The sequence below is a fragment of the Pseudarthrobacter sp. As-47 genome (assembly GCF_058215595.1).
In genome coordinates this window covers 4,395,434-4,411,540 of sequence record NZ_CM177088.1, presented here as the reverse complement: position 1 = coordinate 4,411,540, position 16,107 = coordinate 4,395,434, and the positions used below count along the sequence as shown (strand labels likewise).

Genomic DNA, 16,107 nt, shown 5'->3' with positions numbered 1-16,107 from the left:
CAATGCTGAAATTCGTAGAGTCGGTCCAGGAGGCCGTCTCCGGAATCAAGGACGGTTCCACCGTGATGATCGGCGGGTTCGGCAACGCCGGGCAGCCGTTCGAGCTGATCGACGCGCTGCTGGACTGCGGCGCCACGGACCTGACGGTGGTGAACAACAACGCCGGCCAGGGTGACCAGGGCCTGGCCCTGCTCATCAAGGAAGGCCGGGTGCGGAAGATGATCTGTTCCTTCCCGCGCCAGTCAGACTCCTGGCATTTTGACGCCAAGTACAAGGCCGGGCAGATCGAGCTGGAGCTCGTGCCGCAGGGCAACCTGGCCGAGCGGATCCGGGCCGCCGGGGCCGGGATCGGCGGGTTCTTCACCCCCACCGGGTACGGCACCATGCTCGCCGAGGGCAAGGAAACCCGGATCATTGATGGCCGCGGCCAGGTGTTCGAGACCCCCATCCACGCCGACGTCGCACTCATCAAGGCGCTCAAGTCGGACGGGAAGGGCAACCTGGTGTACCGCAAGACCGCCCGGAACTTCGGGCCGATCATGGCCGCGGCGGCCAGGCACTCCATTGTCCAGGTCTCTGAGATCGTGCCTGTCGGGGCTCTGGATCCGGAGAACGTGGTGACTCCCGGAATTTACGTCAATACTGTGGTCCGCGTTCCCGCGGCAGCCGGCAGCACCACTGGCACTGAAGAGAAGGTGGCCTGAGATGGGCGTCATGGAATCGAGCATCAAGACCTCCGAGGCCCCGCTGAGCCGGGACGACCTCGCCCGCCTGGTGGCCAGGGACATCGCCCCCGGCTCGTTCGTGAACCTCGGCATCGGCCAGCCCACCCTGGTGTCCAACTACCTCACCGAGGACCAGGACATCACGCTCCATACGGAGAACGGGATGCTGGGCATGGGCCCGGAAGCCAAGGGGGACGAGGTTGACGAGGACCTCATCAACGCGGGCAAGATCCCCGTCACCGAACTCCCCGGCGCCTCCTACTTCCACCATGCCGACTCCTTCGCGATGATGCGCGGCGGGCACCTGGACATCTGCGTGCTCGGCGCGTTCCAGGTATCAGTCACCGGCGACCTCGCCAACTGGCACACCGGGGCACCCGGCGCGATTCCCGCCGTCGGAGGCGCCATGGACCTGGCCACCGGCGCCAAGGACGTGTTCGTGATGATGACCCTGCTCACCCGCGAAGGCGCGTCCAAGATTGTGGAGTCCTGCACCTACCCGCTCACCGGCGTCGGCTGCGTCACCCGCGTGTACACGGACAAAGCCGTCTTCCTCACCGGGCCCGGCGGCATCACCGTCCGCGAAACGTTCGGCTGCACTTTGGAGGAACTCCAGGAACTGGTGCCGGTTCCGCTCAAGGCGGCCGCCGCGGCCTGAGGCGGCCCTAGGATTGGTAACCATGACCGACGCAGCATCAGCGGGTGCCCCGCAGGCCAGTGACCAGTACGTCCAGTCCCTGGCCCGCGGGCTCGCCGTCATCCGTGCATTCGATACGGACCACCCGATGATGACCCTGACGGAGGTGGCAGCCCGCACCGGGCTGACGCGCGCCACTGCCCGGCGGTTCCTGCACACCCTGGTGGAACTGGGTTACGTGCGGACGGACGGCAAAACCTTCGCGCTGACGGCCAAAGTGCTCCAGTTGGGCTACTCGTACCTGTCCGGGCTGTCGCTGCCGCAGATGGCGCAGCCGCACCTTGAGGAACTGTCCTTGAAACTGGGGGAGTCCACCTCTGCGGCGGTGCTCGACGGGACGGACATCGCCTACATCGCCCGGGTGACCACACGCCGGATCATGAACGTGGGCATTACCGTGGGCACCCGCTTCCCGGCGTACGCAACGTCAATGGGCCGCGTGCTGCTCGCCGGGCTGCCTCCGGCGGACCTGAAGGCCTACCTGGCCACGGCCGAGATCAAGCCGCTGACCCCGCGCGCCCTGGGCACCGCCAAGGACCTTCTGCCAGTCCTTGAGACGGTCCGGGCGCAGGGCTGGTGCCTGCTGGACCAGGAGCTGGAGCTGGGCCTGATGTCCGTGGCGGCCCCTGTGTACGACAGGTCCCGGGTAGTGGCAGCCGTCAACGTGTCCCTGCAGGCCCAGTCCGTCGCCGCCAAGCCGGACCCGGACGCCTTCCTGGCCTCGGTGGCACAGGAGATCATTGCGACGGCGAAACTCATCTCCGCCGATCTCAGCGCCCGGGGTTAGCCGCCCAAGGGGATGGACACCGCCCGTGCCTAGGTCCCCTGCCGGAGCAAGGACAGGAAATGCTGCCTCATGCGTGCGCGGTCCGGTTCCACGCCCGTGATGAGGCGGAAGGCGTCCACCGCCTGGCCCACGGCCATGTGGCCGCCGTCCAGCACACGGCACCCTTTGGCGCCGGCGGCCTTGACCAGTTCGGTTTCGATCGGACGGTAGACGATATCGGCCACCCAGTGCCGGGACTGGAGCAGGTCCCCGTCCAGGGGCATGCCCGGATGGGCGTGCATGCCCACGGGAGTGGCATGCACCAGGCCGTCAGCCTCGGACATCAGATCCCCTATCTCGCCGATCGGCCGCCACTCGATGTTCCTGTCCGGAAAGATCTGCGCGAGGGCCTCGGCCCGCTCCCGGGACCGGGCGGGATCCAGGTCCAGGACGCACAGGTGCTGCGCTCCTGCCGCCAGGAGCGCATAGGCCGTAGCGGCCCCGGCGCCGCCCGCGCCCAGCTGCACAACATGTCCAAGGGATGCTCCGGGGAGGCCTTCCTCGAGGGCGGAGCCAAATCCGGAGTAATCGGTGTTGTGGCCGATGAACTTGCCATCACGGACAAGGACGGTGTTGACCGCTTCCAGCCGCGCCGCATCGTCCGAAAGATCATCAAGGTACCCAAGGACAACCTGTTTGGCGGGAACGGTGATGTTGAAAGCATTGAAGCCCAGGTCGCGTCCGGCCGAGAGCAGGGTGCCCACGTCGTCCGCCGGACGTGCCAGGACGGTCAGGTCGACGGTCCGGTAGATGTACCGCAGCCCGTGATGGTCGGCTTCCCGCTCGTGGAGGGCGGGGGTCAGGGAGTGCGTGGTTCCTTCGCCGATCAACCCCACCAGGTACGACTCCGCCGGAGTACTCATTCTGTCCACCTTCCGGCCCCGCCAGTGCGAAGCGTCCTTGGGTCGGATTGCCTGGTCACAATTTCGGCCGCGGCCTTGTTCCGGACCTCGATGTGAACTAGATTACAACTACTGTACGTTTTATGCACACATGTTCGTAATGCGCACAAAGTCCCAGGCGAGGCGCACTGTCGGAGAAGACAGCCGGCAGCCTTGTCGGAGTACGGGTATCAAAGGAGAAAACCGTAGTGAAAACCCTTCTAAAATCACTCGCAGTGGGCACGGCGGGGTTGCTTGCGCTGACCGGCTGCGCCTCGGGCAGCAACAGCAGTTCGGAAGCCGACTTCCCTGCACAGGACATCCGGCTGACCGTTCCGTGGGCCGCAGGCGGCTCGGGGGACCTGACGGCCCGTACCATCGCACCGCTGCTGGAAAAAGAGCTGGGCGTCGAAGTCATCGTCGAAAACAAGCCGGGAGCCAACGGATCGGTGGCCTACAACTGGCTGAAGGACCAAAAGCCGGACGGATACAACCTCTCGATGATGGGCGTAGAGGTGGCCACCCTGCAGTTCCAGGATTACGACATCGACCCGTCCAACTACGCGCCGATTGGCCAGGGCCTGGCCGGACCCGGTGCCATCGCTGTCCCGGTGGACAGCCCCTACAAGTCGCTCAAGGACCTCGTCGCGGACGCCAAGGCCAACCCCGGCAAGGTCACCTACTCCAGCCCGGGCGTCGGCTCGGTCTGGGATTCCCCCGCCCAGGGCCTCCAGGAACTGGCCGGAATCGAACTCACATCTGTCCCGTTTGACGGCTCAGCCCCGGCAGTTGCTGCTGCGGCGGCCGGTGACGTCGATTTCTCGATCGATGCGATCGGCACGCAGAAGAACCAGGTGGACGCAGGCAAGCTCCGTTACCTGGCCATGCTGACCGAGGAACGGGATCCAAAGAACCCGGATGTCCCCACCGCCAAGGAAGAAGGAATCGACCTGCAGAACGCTTCATGGGTGGGAATCATGGCTCCGGCCGGTACACCCGAGGAAGTGGTCAGCAAGCTCTCCACCGCCATGGGCAAGGCTGTTGAGGACCCGGAATACAAGAAGGTCATCGAAGGGTCCAACCTCGTGCCTACCTTCAAGGACGCGGAGGAGATGAAGGCGTTCCTTGACGAGGAAGCCGACCGTTACGGACCGTGGATCAAGCTCGCGCAGGGCAAGTAGCGCAGGGCACACACTTCGAGGCAGACGGGCCGGCCGGCCTTCCGCTGGCCGGCCCCTACTGAGGAACCGCAATGAACGATCACACAGCAACAGGGCCACCGGCAGGCCTCAACCCAACAGACCCTGAGCAGGACCACGCCGAAGCCCATATCCACCCTGTGTCCGAGGTGCTGGTCACGGACCGCGCGCACCGGCTCAGGGAACTGGTTCCGGCCGCCGTCACCATAGGCCTCGGCGTTCTCATCCTGGTGCTCGCCCAGGGCATCCGTTCGGGGGTCCGGGTGGAACTCGGGCCTCCCTTCTGGCCCACCATGCTCGCATGGAGCCTTATCGTCCTCGGCGTCCTGCAGGTGGTGGTCAACGTGCTGCGCGGGGTCAGCCGGGCAAACCTCCCTGATCCGCTCAGCGGCTGGGGCATCGGCCGGATGCTGCTGACGGCCGTGATCCTGGTGGGCTACCTCCTGCTATGGAACGTCCTCCAGTTCTGGTTGATTACGTTCGCAACGTGCGTCGCGCTGACGGCCCTCTACGGCGGCCGGGGCTGGAGGCCGCTGCTCGTGTTCCCGGCCATCGTTACGGCCGTCCTCCATTTCCTTTTTGTCGTCGCATTGCGGGTGAACCTATGATCCAGATCGCTGCCTCGCCCGTCACGGACGGCATCATGACCGTCCTCCAGGTGGATACCCTTCTCTACATAGGCCTGGGCATCCTGGTGGGCATGCTCGTGGGTGCCTTCCCGGGTGTGACTGCCACCATGGCCGTGGCTCTGGCCAGCGGTTTCACGCTGACGCTGGAACCCATCCAGGGCCTCGCCGTGCTGCTGACCATCTACGTGGCCGCCCAGTTCGGGGACCGGGTGCCGGCCATCCTCATCAACACCCCGGGCACCCCTGCCTCCATTTCCACAACCTTTGACGGCTATCCGCTTGCCCTGAAGGGACAGGCGGGCCTGGCCCTGACGACGTCCGCCTTCGGCTCGGCCTTCGGCATGCTTTTTGGCATCCTCATCCTGGCGGTCGCGGCGGTGCCCCTTTCGGAATTCGCCCGCCAGTTCGGGCCGCCGGAAATGTTCGCGCTGGTGGTTTTTGGCCTGACCATGATGGTGGGTGTCTCCTCGGGACGGATCCTCAAGGGCCTTGCCGCCGGAGCCTTCGGTCTCCTGCTGGCCACCGTGGGCCGTGATCCCATCACCGGTGACGCCCGCTTCACCCTCAATGTCCTGGAACTGAACGGCGGCGTGCCCTTCATCCCGGTCATCATCGGGTTCTTCGGCGTGGCGGAAGTCCTCAACCAGATTCTCACCAGGCGCAGGCACCTGCACCAGGTCAAGCCCGTCACCCAGCTGGGCCAGTGGATGCCGGGACGGAAACTGATGCAGCGGCTGCTCAAGCCAATGGGAATCGGTGCGGTGACCGGATCCGTCGTCGGCCTTGTCCCGGCCGTGGGCGGCGACATCGCAGGCATCATCGCGTGGGACAACGCCAGGAAAGTCTCCAAGCACCCGGAGGAGTTCGGCAAGGGCTCCCTTGAGGGCCTGACTGCCGGCGATACCTCCAGCACGGCAACCCTGGGCGGCAGCGTGACCACCACCATGGCGCTCGGCGTCCCCGGTGATTCCGTCATGGCCGTCATGATCGGATCCATGATGATCTGGGGCATCCAGCCGGGGCCCAGCCTCTTCAGCAGCCGGCCGGACCTTGTCTCCTCGCTGGTCACGATCATGCTGATCGCCACCACCCTGACCCTCGGGCTGAGCCTCCTGCGCATGCGCGGCATGGTCAAACTGCTGGAACTGCCCAGCCACTACCTGTGGGTCATCATCCTGATTTTCTGCATGGTGGGGACGTATTCCATCAACAACAGCGTCTTCGATGTGTTCATGATGATGATCTTCGGGGCCGTGGGGCTGTTCATGCTGCGGTTCGGTTTCCCTGCAGGACCTGCTGTTCTGGGCCTGATCCTCGGCCCCCTGGCCGAGGCAAACCTGCGCCGCGCGCTCATCACCGACGGGTGGGCATCCGTCTTCACCAGTCCCATTGCGCTGGTGCTCCTTGCCATCTCTGCCGCCGCACTGGTGGTCCCTCCCCTCCGCGCGCAGCTGAAGCGGCGCAAGGCAGTGGGCGCCGGAGCGGACCAGGCGAAGGTTTCGAGCTAGCTACGCTCAGGGACACCGGGCCCACCGAGGCGGGCCCGGTGTCCTGTATTTTTTCGGAAGGGCAGGAAGTCCATGGAAGAAGAACATCCGGCGTACTTTGTGAAGTCGGTCGGGAAGGCCTTTGACGTCCTCAGGGCGTTCACTTCGGAAACCCCCCGCCTGACCGTCTCCCAAATCGCGGCGGCGACGGACATAACGCGTGCCTCTGCCCGGCGGTTCCTGCTGACGCTGGCGGACCTGGGGTACCTGCGGACGGATGGACAGACTTTTGAACTGACCGCCCGTTCCCTGGAGCTGGGTTCGTCCTTCCTCTCCATCCTGTCCCTTCCCCGGGTGGCCGAGCCGCACCTCAAACTGCTGGCGTCCGAGCTCGGCGAGACGGCGTCCCTTTGCGTGCTTGATGGGGCGGACGTCGCGTATGTCGCCTGTGTCCCCTCCCCACGGCTCCTCAACGTATCCATCAGCGTGGGCACCAGGTTTCCGGCGTGGGCAACGTCCATGGGCCGGGTGCTCCTCGCCGCACTGCCGGCCGGCAGGCTGGAGGCGTACTACGAATCGGTCCACCTGCAGCGGTTTACCGAGCACTCCGTCGGCAGCCTCGAGGCCCTCAAGGACGAGGTCAGCCTTGCCCGGAGCCAGGGGTGGTCCATGGTGTCCCAGGAACTAGAGAACGGCCTCCGCGGCGTTGCCGTTCCCATCTGGTGCGGAGACGAGGCTGTCGGCGCTGTCAACGTCTCATTGCAGACACACCGCGCCGCCCAGGACGTGATCGAACAGACAGTTGTCCCGCTCCTGCAGGAAACAGCACGTGAGATAGGGCTGGACTACCAGGGCCGGCCGGCAAAACGCCTCGGCGGCGTGGATATGCTTCGGCCCGCGATGGCGGACACGCCAGGCTGACGCGGCCCGGGCGGTACGCACGCCCGCGGCGCCACGCACGCCCGCGGCGCCACGCACGCCCGCGGCGCCGGCGAACCGGCAGCCCTTGCCCCGGAGCGGCAGCAGTGCCACTGTGGCTTATGGCCACCGAAGCCGACGTCCGCAGGATTGCCCTGGCGATGACGGGCGTCACGGAGCGGCCCAGCTGGGGCCAGCCCGCATGGTTCGCTAGGACCCTGATGGCCCGCATCTGGGAACCCGGAGTCCTCACCGTCAAGACTGGCGAACGCGAGGCCCTGGCGGGAACGGAGCCGGAAACATACTTCTGGACCCCGCATCACGAGCGTTCCCCCCAGTTGGTGCTGGTGCGGCTGGACGGGATCGGCGGGGAGCTGCTGGCGGAACTGCTGCAGGATTCCTACCGGCTGGCGGGCGGGGAACAGAGCAGGCGCAAGCGGCCGTAAGGTAACTGTTTGCCACCCAAGCAGGCCGCACTACTCCCGCGGCACCGGTGCGGGCCATAGACTCAAGCCAACTACGTGCAGCAGCGCCGCTCCGCGAAGCCGGCTGGTCCAGGTCAACCAGGAACGGCCCGGCAGGGCGGCGCTCGCGCATCCATGCAGCGAGGGGAGTCAGCGGGTGAAACTGGGCATACCGCGGGAACGCCGGGAGGGTGAACGGCGGGTGGCCGCCACGCCGGAAACGGTCAAGCAGTTGGCGGCGCTCGGCGTCGAGATACTCCTCGAGGAAGACGCCGGCGCGGCGGCCGGGTACCCGGACCTCGCGTACAGCCAGGCGGGTGCACGCATTGTCTCCGAGCTCGATCCCGCCCAGCTGGACGTCCTTGCCCACGTCCGGCCCCTCGACCCGGACACAGCCCGGTCCCTGAAAAGGGGAGCCGCCACCGTGGGGCTCGCATCGCCGTCGTCCGAACTGCCAACCGTCCAGGCGCTCGCCGACGCCGGCGTCACATCCTTCGCCCTGGAACTCGTGCCCCGCATCTCCCGGGCCCAGTCCATGGACGCCCTCAGCTCCCAGGCCCTCGTGGCCGGGTACCGCTGCGTCCTTGAGGCGGCGATCCGGCTGCCCCGGTTCTTTCCGCTGTACATGACCGCCGCCGGCACCGTCCCGCCCGCCCGGGTGCTGGTGCTGGGGGCCGGGGTGGCGGGCCTGCAGGCCATCGGCACCGCAAAGCGCCTCGGCGCGCGGGTCTTCGCCAACGACATCCGCCCCGCCTCCGCGGACGAGGTAGCCTCCATGGGCGGCACCTTCATCCGGCTGGACCTCGAAACGGCGGAGGCCGCCGGCGGCTACGCCCGCCAGCTCAGTTCCGACGCCGGCACCCGGCAGCGCCAGCTGCTGGCACCGCATGTGGCGCAGGCCGACGTGCTGATTACGACGGCGGCCGTCCCCGGCAGGCGGGCACCGCTCCTGGTCACACGGGAGATGGTGCAGGGCATGCGGGCAGGGTCGGTGGTTGTGGACCTCGCGGCCGAGTCGGGCGGCAACGTGGAAGGCGTCGTGGCGGGCCAGGACGTTCCCATACCCACCGCTGACGGCTCCGGCAACGTCTTGCTGGTCGGCCTGAAGGACGCACCCTCCGCCATGGCGTCGGATGCTTCGCGCCTGTACGCGAAGAATGTCGCCAACCTGCTGGTGCTGATGGTCAGGGACGGTGCGCTCGCTCCCGATTTCAGTGACGAGGTCATCGCCGGGGCCTGCCTCACCCACGACGGCACGGTGCGGCACCAGCCGACGGCGGACCTGCTGGCCGAGCGGGCCGGCTCCCGGCGGGAAGGGGCGCTCTGATGGACGGTATGAGCCTGCTGACCATTACGGTCCTGGCCGTCTTTGTCGGCTTCGAGGTGGTGTCCAAGGTCTCCAGCACCCTGCACACCCCGCTGATGTCCGGCGCCAATGCCATCCACGGCATCATCCTGGTGGGCGCCATCATCGTCGCCGGCCAGGCTGCAGACCCCTGGGTGCTCGCGGTGGCGCTCCTCGCCGTCGTCCTTGCCACGGCCAACCTGGTGGGCGGCTTTGTGGTGACCGACCGGATGCTGCACATGTTCCATGCGCGCAAAGAGGCCGGCACCAGTCAGGCCGCCCGGAAGGCGGACGGCAAATGAGCCTCCTGGATCCTGTGTGGACGTCGCTGCTGTACCTGGTCGCCGCCGTCTTCTTCATTCTGGCGCTGCGCGGGCTCAGCTCCCCGCGGACCGCCCGCCGCGGAAACCTGATCGGCGCCGCAGGGGCGCTGATCGCCGTCGTCACCGTGTTCCTGTCCTCCCGGCTGGAGAACATCCCGTGGATCCTGGCGGCCATTGCCGTGGGGTCGGCCGTGGCCGCCCCGGTGGCCCGGCGGGTCAAGATGACGCAGATGCCGCAGCTGGTGGCCCTCTTCAACGGCGTGGGCGGCGGCGCGGCAGCACTGGTGGCGCTCCTGGAACTCAGCCATGCCGGCGATCCCTGGGTGCGCCTGGCCATCGTTTTCACCCTCCTGGTGGGTGCCGTGTCCTTCGCCGGTTCGGGGGTTACGTTCGCGAAGCTCCAGGAACTGATGACCACCCGGCCGGTGGTGTTTCCCGGACTGCCGGCGGTGATGGCCGCGGTGCTGCTCGCCGCCGTGGCGGCGGCCGCCGTCGTCGTTTTTACCGGCTCCCTTCCGCTCGCGTCGCTGCTGCTGGTGCTGGGACTGGCCGCCGGCATCCTGCTGGTGCTGCCGGTGGGCGGTGCCGACGTCCCCATCGTCATCTCGCTGCTGAACGCCTTCACCGGCCTTGCCGTGGCAGCCTCCGGCCTGGTGCTGGGCAACGTGCTGCTGGTGGTGGCCGGCACCCTGGTGGGCGCCTCGGGCACCATCCTCACCCGGGCCATGGCGGCGGCTATGGGCCGCAGCGTGGCGGGCATCCTGTTCGGAGCGTTCAGGGGAGGTTCGACGGCGGGATCCACCGCCGTGAGCGAGCGTCCCGTCCGTTCCTCCAGCGCGGAGGACGTTGCGGTCCTGCTCGGCTACGCGCAGCGCGTCATCATTGTTCCCGGCTATGGACTGGCCGTGGCCCAGGGCCAGCACACCGCGGCCGAGCTCGCGCTGGCCCTGGAAAGCCGCGGCATTGAGGTGGACTTTGCCATCCATCCCGTTGCGGGCCGGATGCCCGGGCACATGAACGTGCTGCTGGCCGAGGCCAACGTGCCGTACGAGTCGCTCAAGGAAATGGGGGAGATCAACCCGGAGTTCAAGACGGCCGATGTGGCGCTGGTGGTGGGCGCGAACGACGTCGTGAACCCGGCCGCCAAGACGTCCGCGGGCTCACCCATTTACGGCATGCCCATCCTGGAAGTGGCGGAGGCCCGGCAGGTGGTGTTCCTCAAGCGTTCCATGCGTCCCGGGTTCGCCGGGATCGAGAATGACCTGCTGTACGAGCCGCAGACGTCGCTGCTTTTCGGCGACGCCAAGGACTCGCTGGCCCAGGTGCTCGGGGCCGTCAAAGCACTGTAGCCGCGTACCCAGTGCGGGGCTGCTGCCGGCCTGCGCCGAACCCCGGGCGGGGCAGGCTAGTCTTCTCTCAGACGTAGCCTTTTCACTTGCCACCAGAGGACACCATGACTGCCAACAGCTCCACCTCACCCCAGCGCGCCGCAATCATCGTCAATCCGGCCAAGCCGGTGGATATCGATGTGCGCGGCCTGGTGGCAAAGCACTGCGTGGAGAACGGCTGGGGCGAGCCGCTCTGGTTCGAAACCACCAAGGAGGATCCCGGCGTCGGCCAGGCCAAGGAAGCGCTCGCGCAGGGGGCGGACATCGTGATCGCCGCCGGCGGCGATGGCACCGTCCGGTGCGTGGCCGAGGTGCTGTCCGGTGGGGATGTGCCCATGGGGCTGCTCCCGCTGGGTACCGGCAACCTCCTGGCCCGCAACCTCGGCATGGACGTCACTGATTACGACGGCGCCATGGCCGGGGCCCTGATCGGCACCGAGCGGAAGATCGACGTGGTCCGTGCCCGCCGCAGCGACCCGGACATGGAGCAGCTGTTCCTGGTGATGGCCGGGGTGGGCTACGACGCCACCATCATGGCCGACACCAACGAGGAACTGAAGGACAAGGTGGGCTGGCTGGCGTACGTGGACGCCGGTATCCGGAACCTGCCCGGCAAACCGGTCAAAGCCACCATTGTGATCGACGGGAAGCCGGCTGTCCGCCGCGGCGTCCGCAGCGTCATGGTGGGCAACTGCGGCAAGGTCCAGGGCGGCCTGGAGATCTTCCCCGAGGCAAAGGTGGACGACGGCCTGCTGGACGTTGCCGTGCTGGCGCCCCACCACGGCAAGCTGGGCTGGCTCTCGGTGGTTGCCGGGATGATCGGCAAGGGCCGGGGGAAGGACACAGCCGTGGAGTACTTCCAGGGCAAAACAGTGGAGATCACCCTGGAAAACAAGGACGACTACCAGCTGGACGGCGACCACGAAGGCCAGAGCAAGCACGTGGTCATGACCATGGACCCGGCCGCCCTGACCCTCCGGATGTAGGGCTTCCTACCTGCTTGGCCGGGACGGAGCAGGCCGGTGCGCCAGGATCTCGGCGAGCTCCGCGAGGCGGTGGGCCCGGGCTGATTCAGCGGGAGTGAACGGTTCCCCCGGCCGCACAAAAGTGATGGGGCCGTGCCAGGCCGTCGGGATCTTAAGCCGGGTGCCGGCGTCGTGCCTTTCCAGCAGCGCCTCGGCAGGGGAAAGGATCCGTGCCCGCAGGAGCTCAGCCACGGCCAGCGGAAGCTCGTCCGGCGCATCAGCGATCCGCGCCGCCAGGCTCAGCGCCTTTGTCTGCCCGTCCGTCATCGCCAGCGCGGTGGTTGGCCACACGTGGGAGTGTGTGCCGCCAGCCAGGTGCAGTGCCTCCAGCAGCTGGTATTCGTCCACATCGCCGGGCGTGGACAGCACAAACTCGTCCAGCACGCCGCCGGCCACCGGATGGACGTGGATGCTCAGGATATTGGTGTCCAGCCGGGCCAGGGCCTTGGTGACTTTCTGCAGCGCCCCCGGTTCATCCTGCAGGACGGTGCGTGCCCGCCACAACGCCGGCGCCCCGGTAAGCCGGCGCCGGTGCCGCAGCGCCGGTGCGTGCAGCCATCCGCGAAGCACCCGCGCCGCGGAGGGCTCAGCCACCCAGATGACCAGGACAGTGGCGGTAACGGTCAGCACAAGGACCTTGGCCAGGTAGGGAAGCGGGGTGTCCACCACCAGGGCGTGGACCAGGAGCTCGATCGGCAGCATCACGGCCACGTTGGCCAGGGTCAGCCGGGTCCTTGTTGGTTCGGGCATCAGGCCGCAGACTTCGCAGCTCAGTTCAGACGCGGGGGTCTTGCTTGCACCGGGCTTCATGGTCCAAGGATCGCGTGGTGCTGTTTCGGCGGTGTTGCCCGGCCGTTCCGATCGTGCGAAGCATGGCGGGCGTAGGATTTTTGATGGAACGTCAGCGCGGCCGCCCGTCTCACCAAAAACAGATCCCAGACGCCCGGCACCGCAGGAAGGCCCCGCTCCACGTGAAGATGCTCGCCGAGATGTTCAGCATTGCCCCCGCCAACAAGGACCATCACCCGGCCCTCAGGTGCGCGGTGGGTGTCTTCGTGCCGCTCTTCACGCTGGTGCTGCTGGGCCGGCTGGACCTTGCCATCTTCGCGTCGTTCGGGGCTTTCACCGGCATCTACGGCCGCGGCGAACCCCACGGCATCCGTTTCGCGCTGCAGCTGAGGGCCGGCCTGCTGATGCTGCTGGTCATTCTCCTCGCAGCGCTCGCTGCCCGGGCCGGCGGAGCCTGGGGGCTGGACCCCGCCGGGACCACGTGGCTCCTGGTCCTGGCCACCACGCTGGTGGCAGGCGGCTGTTCGGTGGCTATCTCGTGGTTCCGCCTGCGCCCTGCCGGGTCCCTCTTCCATATCTTTGCGTTCGCGGCCATTGCCTCCATCCCCAACCAGCCGCCGCTGTGGGAGGGCATTCTGGTAGCCGCCCTCACCACCGCCTTCTGCCTGCTGATCGGGTTCTCCTCCCGGATCCTGCCCAGCCGCCGGACAGCATGGTCCCGGCCGCGCCCCATCCGCCGCACGCCCGACGAGAAGCGCGCTGCCCTGCTTGAGGGCTTGGGCTACCTGGTGGCTGCCGGGCTGGCCGGTGCGCTGGCCACCTGGGCCGGCAGCCGCCTTGGGTTCGGCCACAACTACTGGGCCATGGTGGCCGCCGTCGTTCCGCTGGTGGGCCACACGACCCGCCACCGGGTCCGCCGCGGGGTGCAAAGGATCATCGGCACCGTGCTGGGGCTTGTGGTGATGGCGGGCATCCTGCTGCTGGGCCTGCAGCCGTGGCAGACCGTCCTGGTCATGGCGCTGTGCCAGTTCGGCGCCGAGATGTTCATCATCCGGCAGTACCTGCTGGCCCAGATCTTCGTCACGCCCCTGGCGCTGGTGTCCACCCTCCTCGTGGTCCCCGCATCGCCAACCATCCTGCTCCGGGACCGCATCATTGAAACGGTGATCGGCGCCGCCGTCGGCATCGCCGTGGTCCTGGCCCCGGGCGGGTGGCGCCGCCTCCGTGGACGCACGACGGCGGCACCGGCCAACGTGCCATAGCCGCCTCACCTGCCACGAAGGTAGGCTGGAATCGTCCCATTCAACGGAAGCGGTGCGTGCGGTGGCGAATTCTGCCTCGGGTGATTCGGTGGTGGACCGCATTGTCCGCCTGCTTTCCGCCTTCCCGGAGGATGTCAGCGCCCTGCAGCTGTCCGAACTGGCCGAACGCTCGGGCCTGCCGCTCACCACTGCCCACCGACTGGTCCGCCAGCTCGCGGCCCACGGCCTCCTGGACGCCGGCCCCGGCGGCCTGGTGCGCCCCGGCCTGCGGCTCTGGGAACTGGTCAACCGCACTGCACCCACCCTTGCCCTGCGGCAGGCGGCCATGCCGTTCATGGAGGACATCCAGCAGGTCCTCAACCAGAATGTGAACCTGGCCGTGCTGGACGGCTGGGATGCGCTTTTTGTTGAACGGTTGTCCCGCCGCGGGTCCGTGGCCAACCGGGCCAGGGTGGCCGGCCGGATGCCCGTCCATACCTCGTCCGCGGGACTGGCGCTGATGGCCCACCAGGACAGGCTGCTGCAAAGCCAGTACCTGGACCAGTTCGCGGACCCGGACGGGAAGGTCGCCACCGATGCTGTCCGGGTGTTGCTCAGCGAAACGTTCCACCAGGGCTTTGCCCAGCTGAAGGGCGTGGTGGACCCAGACACGTGGGGGATCGCCGTCCCCGTGCTGGACCCCCGCCAGCGCGCGGTGGCCTCGCTCGGCGTCGTGGTCCCTTTGCGCGAGATGCGCCTGCAGGCACTGGTGCCCGCACTGCAGACAGCAGCCAGGGGTATTGCGCGCAGGCTGAACGACGCGTAGTCCGCCGCCCAGCGTCCGGCTCCTTCTGTTGAACGGAATTCATGTAACGCCGCTCACCTGCCGGAGCGCACACTGTTGGCAGAAGCACCACACGGCCGCGCAGCAGCGGCCCCGCAACGAAGCGAGAAAACCATGCCCCGCACCATCATCACCACCCAGGTGGCCATCATGGGCGCAGGCCCTGCCGGCCTGATGCTGTCCCACTTGCTGGCCAAGGCCGGCATCGAGTCCACCGTCATTGAAGTCCGCAGCCACAAGGACATCTCGGAGACCGTCCGGGCGGGCATCCTGGAGCACGGCACCGTCAACATGCTCGTGGACAGCGGCGTCTCGGACCGGGTGCTGCGCGACGGCGACCGGCACGACGGCATCGAACTGCGGTTCAACGGCGAGAGCCACCGCGTGGACTTCAAGGACCTGGTGGGGGAGTCCGTCTGGCTCTACCCGCAGACCGACGTGTTCCTGGACCTCGCCGCCCGCAGGAAGGCCGACGGCGGCGACGTCCGCTACAGCGTCACGGACACCACCGTGCATGACCTGGAAGGGAAGCCAAGGGCCTGGTTCACGGACGCCGAAGGGGTGGAGTTTGAGATCCAGGCCGACTTCCTGGTGGGTGCCGACGGGTCCCGCAGCCACTGCCGCTTCCAGATACCCGAGGCCAGCCGCAAGTGGTACTTCCACGAGTACCCGTTTGCCTGGTTCGGCATCCTGGCCGAGGCTCCGCGCAGCGCTGACGAGTTGATCTACGCCAACTCCGCCAACGGTTTTGCCCTGATCAGCCAGCGGACCGAGACCGTCCAGCGCATGTACTTCCAGTGCGATCCCAGGGAGAACGTGGCGGAGTGGGATGACGACCGGATCTGGGCGGAGTTCCGCAGCAGGGTCAACGGCAACGGTTTTGAGCTCAAGGAGGGCCCGGTCATCGACAAGATGGTCCTGCCCTTCCGCAGCTTCGTTCATACGCCCATGCGCCACGGCAACCTGTTCCTCGCCGGCGACGCCGCCCACACGGTCCCGCCCACTGGCGCCAAAGGCCTCAACCTCGCCATCCACGACGTCAAGATGCTCTTCGAGGGTCTGGATACCCATTACAACTCTGGCTCTGACCACCTGCTGGACTCCTTCAGCGACCGCGCCCTGGAGCGGGTGTGGAAGGCGCAGCAGTTCTCCTACTGGATGACCACCATGCTGCACACCCCCGCCGATGCGGACGACTTCTCCCGGGCACGCCAGCTCGGCGAGCTCAACTCCGTGGTGTCGTCCAGGCACGGCATGGCCTACCTGGCGGAGGCCTACACCGGCTGGCCCGGCCACGCCTGACACGCTCCGGGGAAAGGGGCGACG

Annotated in this window: 17 protein-coding genes; 15 read left to right on the top strand and 2 right to left on the bottom strand. The window is 67.4% G+C overall.

The features are described 5' to 3' along the window. The first annotated feature begins 2 nt into the window (after positions 1 to 2). From AC4BCK_RS20420 to AC4BCK_RS20410, 3 genes are read left to right on the top strand one after another with little or no spacing between them, the layout of a single operon-like run. Entirely contained in the window at positions 3 to 704 is a 702-nt protein-coding gene (locus tag AC4BCK_RS20420; RefSeq protein WP_490566413.1) for a 3-oxoacid CoA-transferase subunit A, read from the top strand. Between the two features lies 1 nt (position 705). Beyond that, positions 706 to 1,383 carry a 3-oxoacid CoA-transferase subunit B gene (locus AC4BCK_RS20415; protein ID WP_490566412.1) on the top strand — a complete coding sequence of 226 codons (678 nt, stop codon included), beginning with the start codon at positions 706 to 708 and terminating at the stop codon, positions 1,381 to 1,383. A 22-nt stretch (positions 1,384 to 1,405) separates the two neighbouring features. Continuing rightward, positions 1,406 to 2,209 (top strand): IclR family transcriptional regulator domain-containing protein, encoded by an 804-nt coding sequence (locus AC4BCK_RS20410; RefSeq protein ID WP_363958662.1) that lies wholly within the window; start codon positions 1,406 to 1,408, stop codon positions 2,207 to 2,209. A gap of 29 nt (positions 2,210 to 2,238) precedes the next feature. Here the strand turns inward: AC4BCK_RS20410 and AC4BCK_RS20405 are convergent, their stop codons facing one another. Next, complete coding sequence (locus AC4BCK_RS20405; protein WP_490566411.1) at positions 2,239 to 3,111, bottom strand: shikimate dehydrogenase; 873 nt, start codon at positions 3,109 to 3,111, stop codon at positions 2,239 to 2,241. 227 nt (positions 3,112 to 3,338) lie between these two features. Between AC4BCK_RS20405 and AC4BCK_RS20400 the strand changes: the two genes are divergently transcribed. From AC4BCK_RS20400 to AC4BCK_RS20360, 9 genes are all read left to right on the top strand, one after another. Beyond that, on the top strand, positions 3,339 to 4,310 hold the full coding sequence (locus tag AC4BCK_RS20400) for a Bug family tripartite tricarboxylate transporter substrate binding protein (protein ID WP_174177745.1): 972 nt from the start codon (positions 3,339 to 3,341) through the stop codon (positions 4,308 to 4,310). Between the two features lie 71 nt (positions 4,311 to 4,381). Further along, positions 4,382 to 4,936: a tripartite tricarboxylate transporter TctB family protein gene (locus AC4BCK_RS20395; protein WP_363937432.1), complete on the top strand. Its 555-nt coding sequence runs from the start codon at positions 4,382 to 4,384 to the stop codon at positions 4,934 to 4,936. After that, positions 4,933 to 6,465 (top strand): tripartite tricarboxylate transporter permease, encoded by a 1,533-nt coding sequence (locus tag AC4BCK_RS20390; RefSeq protein WP_490566410.1) that lies wholly within the window; start codon positions 4,933 to 4,935, stop codon positions 6,463 to 6,465. The genes AC4BCK_RS20395 and AC4BCK_RS20390 overlap by 4 nt, the downstream gene beginning before the upstream one ends. A 72-nt stretch (positions 6,466 to 6,537) precedes the next feature. Continuing rightward, positions 6,538 to 7,365, top strand: coding sequence for an IclR family transcriptional regulator domain-containing protein (locus AC4BCK_RS20385; protein WP_251424428.1), 828 nt, complete (start codon positions 6,538 to 6,540; stop codon positions 7,363 to 7,365). A gap of 119 nt (positions 7,366 to 7,484) precedes the next feature. Then, positions 7,485 to 7,808, top strand: coding sequence for an MmcQ/YjbR family DNA-binding protein (locus AC4BCK_RS20380; RefSeq protein WP_251424495.1), 324 nt, complete (start codon positions 7,485 to 7,487; stop codon positions 7,806 to 7,808). Positions 7,809 to 7,983: 175 nt separating this feature from the next. Continuing rightward, the gene (locus tag AC4BCK_RS20375) at positions 7,984 to 9,153 is read left to right on the top strand and encodes a Re/Si-specific NAD(P)(+) transhydrogenase subunit alpha (protein WP_174177737.1); all 1,170 of its coding nucleotides are present in this window, start codon (positions 7,984 to 7,986) and stop codon (positions 9,151 to 9,153) included. After that, positions 9,153 to 9,473, top strand: coding sequence for an NAD(P) transhydrogenase subunit alpha part 2 (locus AC4BCK_RS20370; protein WP_251424426.1), 321 nt, complete (start codon positions 9,153 to 9,155; stop codon positions 9,471 to 9,473). Before AC4BCK_RS20375 ends, AC4BCK_RS20370 begins: the two co-directional genes overlap by 1 nt. Then, complete coding sequence (locus AC4BCK_RS20365; protein ID WP_363958676.1) at positions 9,470 to 10,843, top strand: NAD(P)(+) transhydrogenase (Re/Si-specific) subunit beta; 1,374 nt, start codon at positions 9,470 to 9,472, stop codon at positions 10,841 to 10,843. Before AC4BCK_RS20370 ends, AC4BCK_RS20365 begins: the two co-directional genes overlap by 4 nt. A gap of 104 nt (positions 10,844 to 10,947) precedes the next feature. Further along, on the top strand, positions 10,948 to 11,868 hold the full coding sequence (locus AC4BCK_RS20360; protein ID WP_251424493.1) for a diacylglycerol/lipid kinase family protein: 921 nt from the start codon (positions 10,948 to 10,950) through the stop codon (positions 11,866 to 11,868). A 6-nt stretch (positions 11,869 to 11,874) separates the two neighbouring features. On the opposite strand, the gene AC4BCK_RS20355 is transcribed toward AC4BCK_RS20360, so the two are convergent. Further along, positions 11,875 to 12,717, bottom strand: a complete 843-nt coding sequence (locus AC4BCK_RS20355; RefSeq protein ID WP_490566409.1) for an ACT domain-containing protein — start codon at positions 12,715 to 12,717, stop codon at positions 11,875 to 11,877. A gap of 161 nt (positions 12,718 to 12,878) precedes the next feature. Between AC4BCK_RS20355 and AC4BCK_RS20350 the strand changes: the two genes are divergently transcribed. The 3 genes from AC4BCK_RS20350 to AC4BCK_RS20340 all read left to right on the top strand — a co-directional run bounded on the left by AC4BCK_RS20350 (position 12,879) and on the right by AC4BCK_RS20340 (position 16,083). Then, the gene (locus AC4BCK_RS20350; protein ID WP_490566938.1) at positions 12,879 to 13,958 is read left to right on the top strand and encodes an FUSC family protein; all 1,080 of its coding nucleotides are present in this window, start codon (positions 12,879 to 12,881) and stop codon (positions 13,956 to 13,958) included. 61 nt (positions 13,959 to 14,019) lie between these two features. After that, entirely contained in the window at positions 14,020 to 14,763 is a 744-nt protein-coding gene (locus AC4BCK_RS20345; RefSeq protein ID WP_251424420.1) for an IclR family transcriptional regulator, read from the top strand. 132 nt (positions 14,764 to 14,895) lie between these two features. Then, positions 14,896 to 16,083, top strand: a complete 1,188-nt coding sequence (locus tag AC4BCK_RS20340; RefSeq protein ID WP_366287082.1) for a 4-hydroxybenzoate 3-monooxygenase — start codon at positions 14,896 to 14,898, stop codon at positions 16,081 to 16,083. Positions 16,084 to 16,107: the final 24 nt, after the last annotated feature.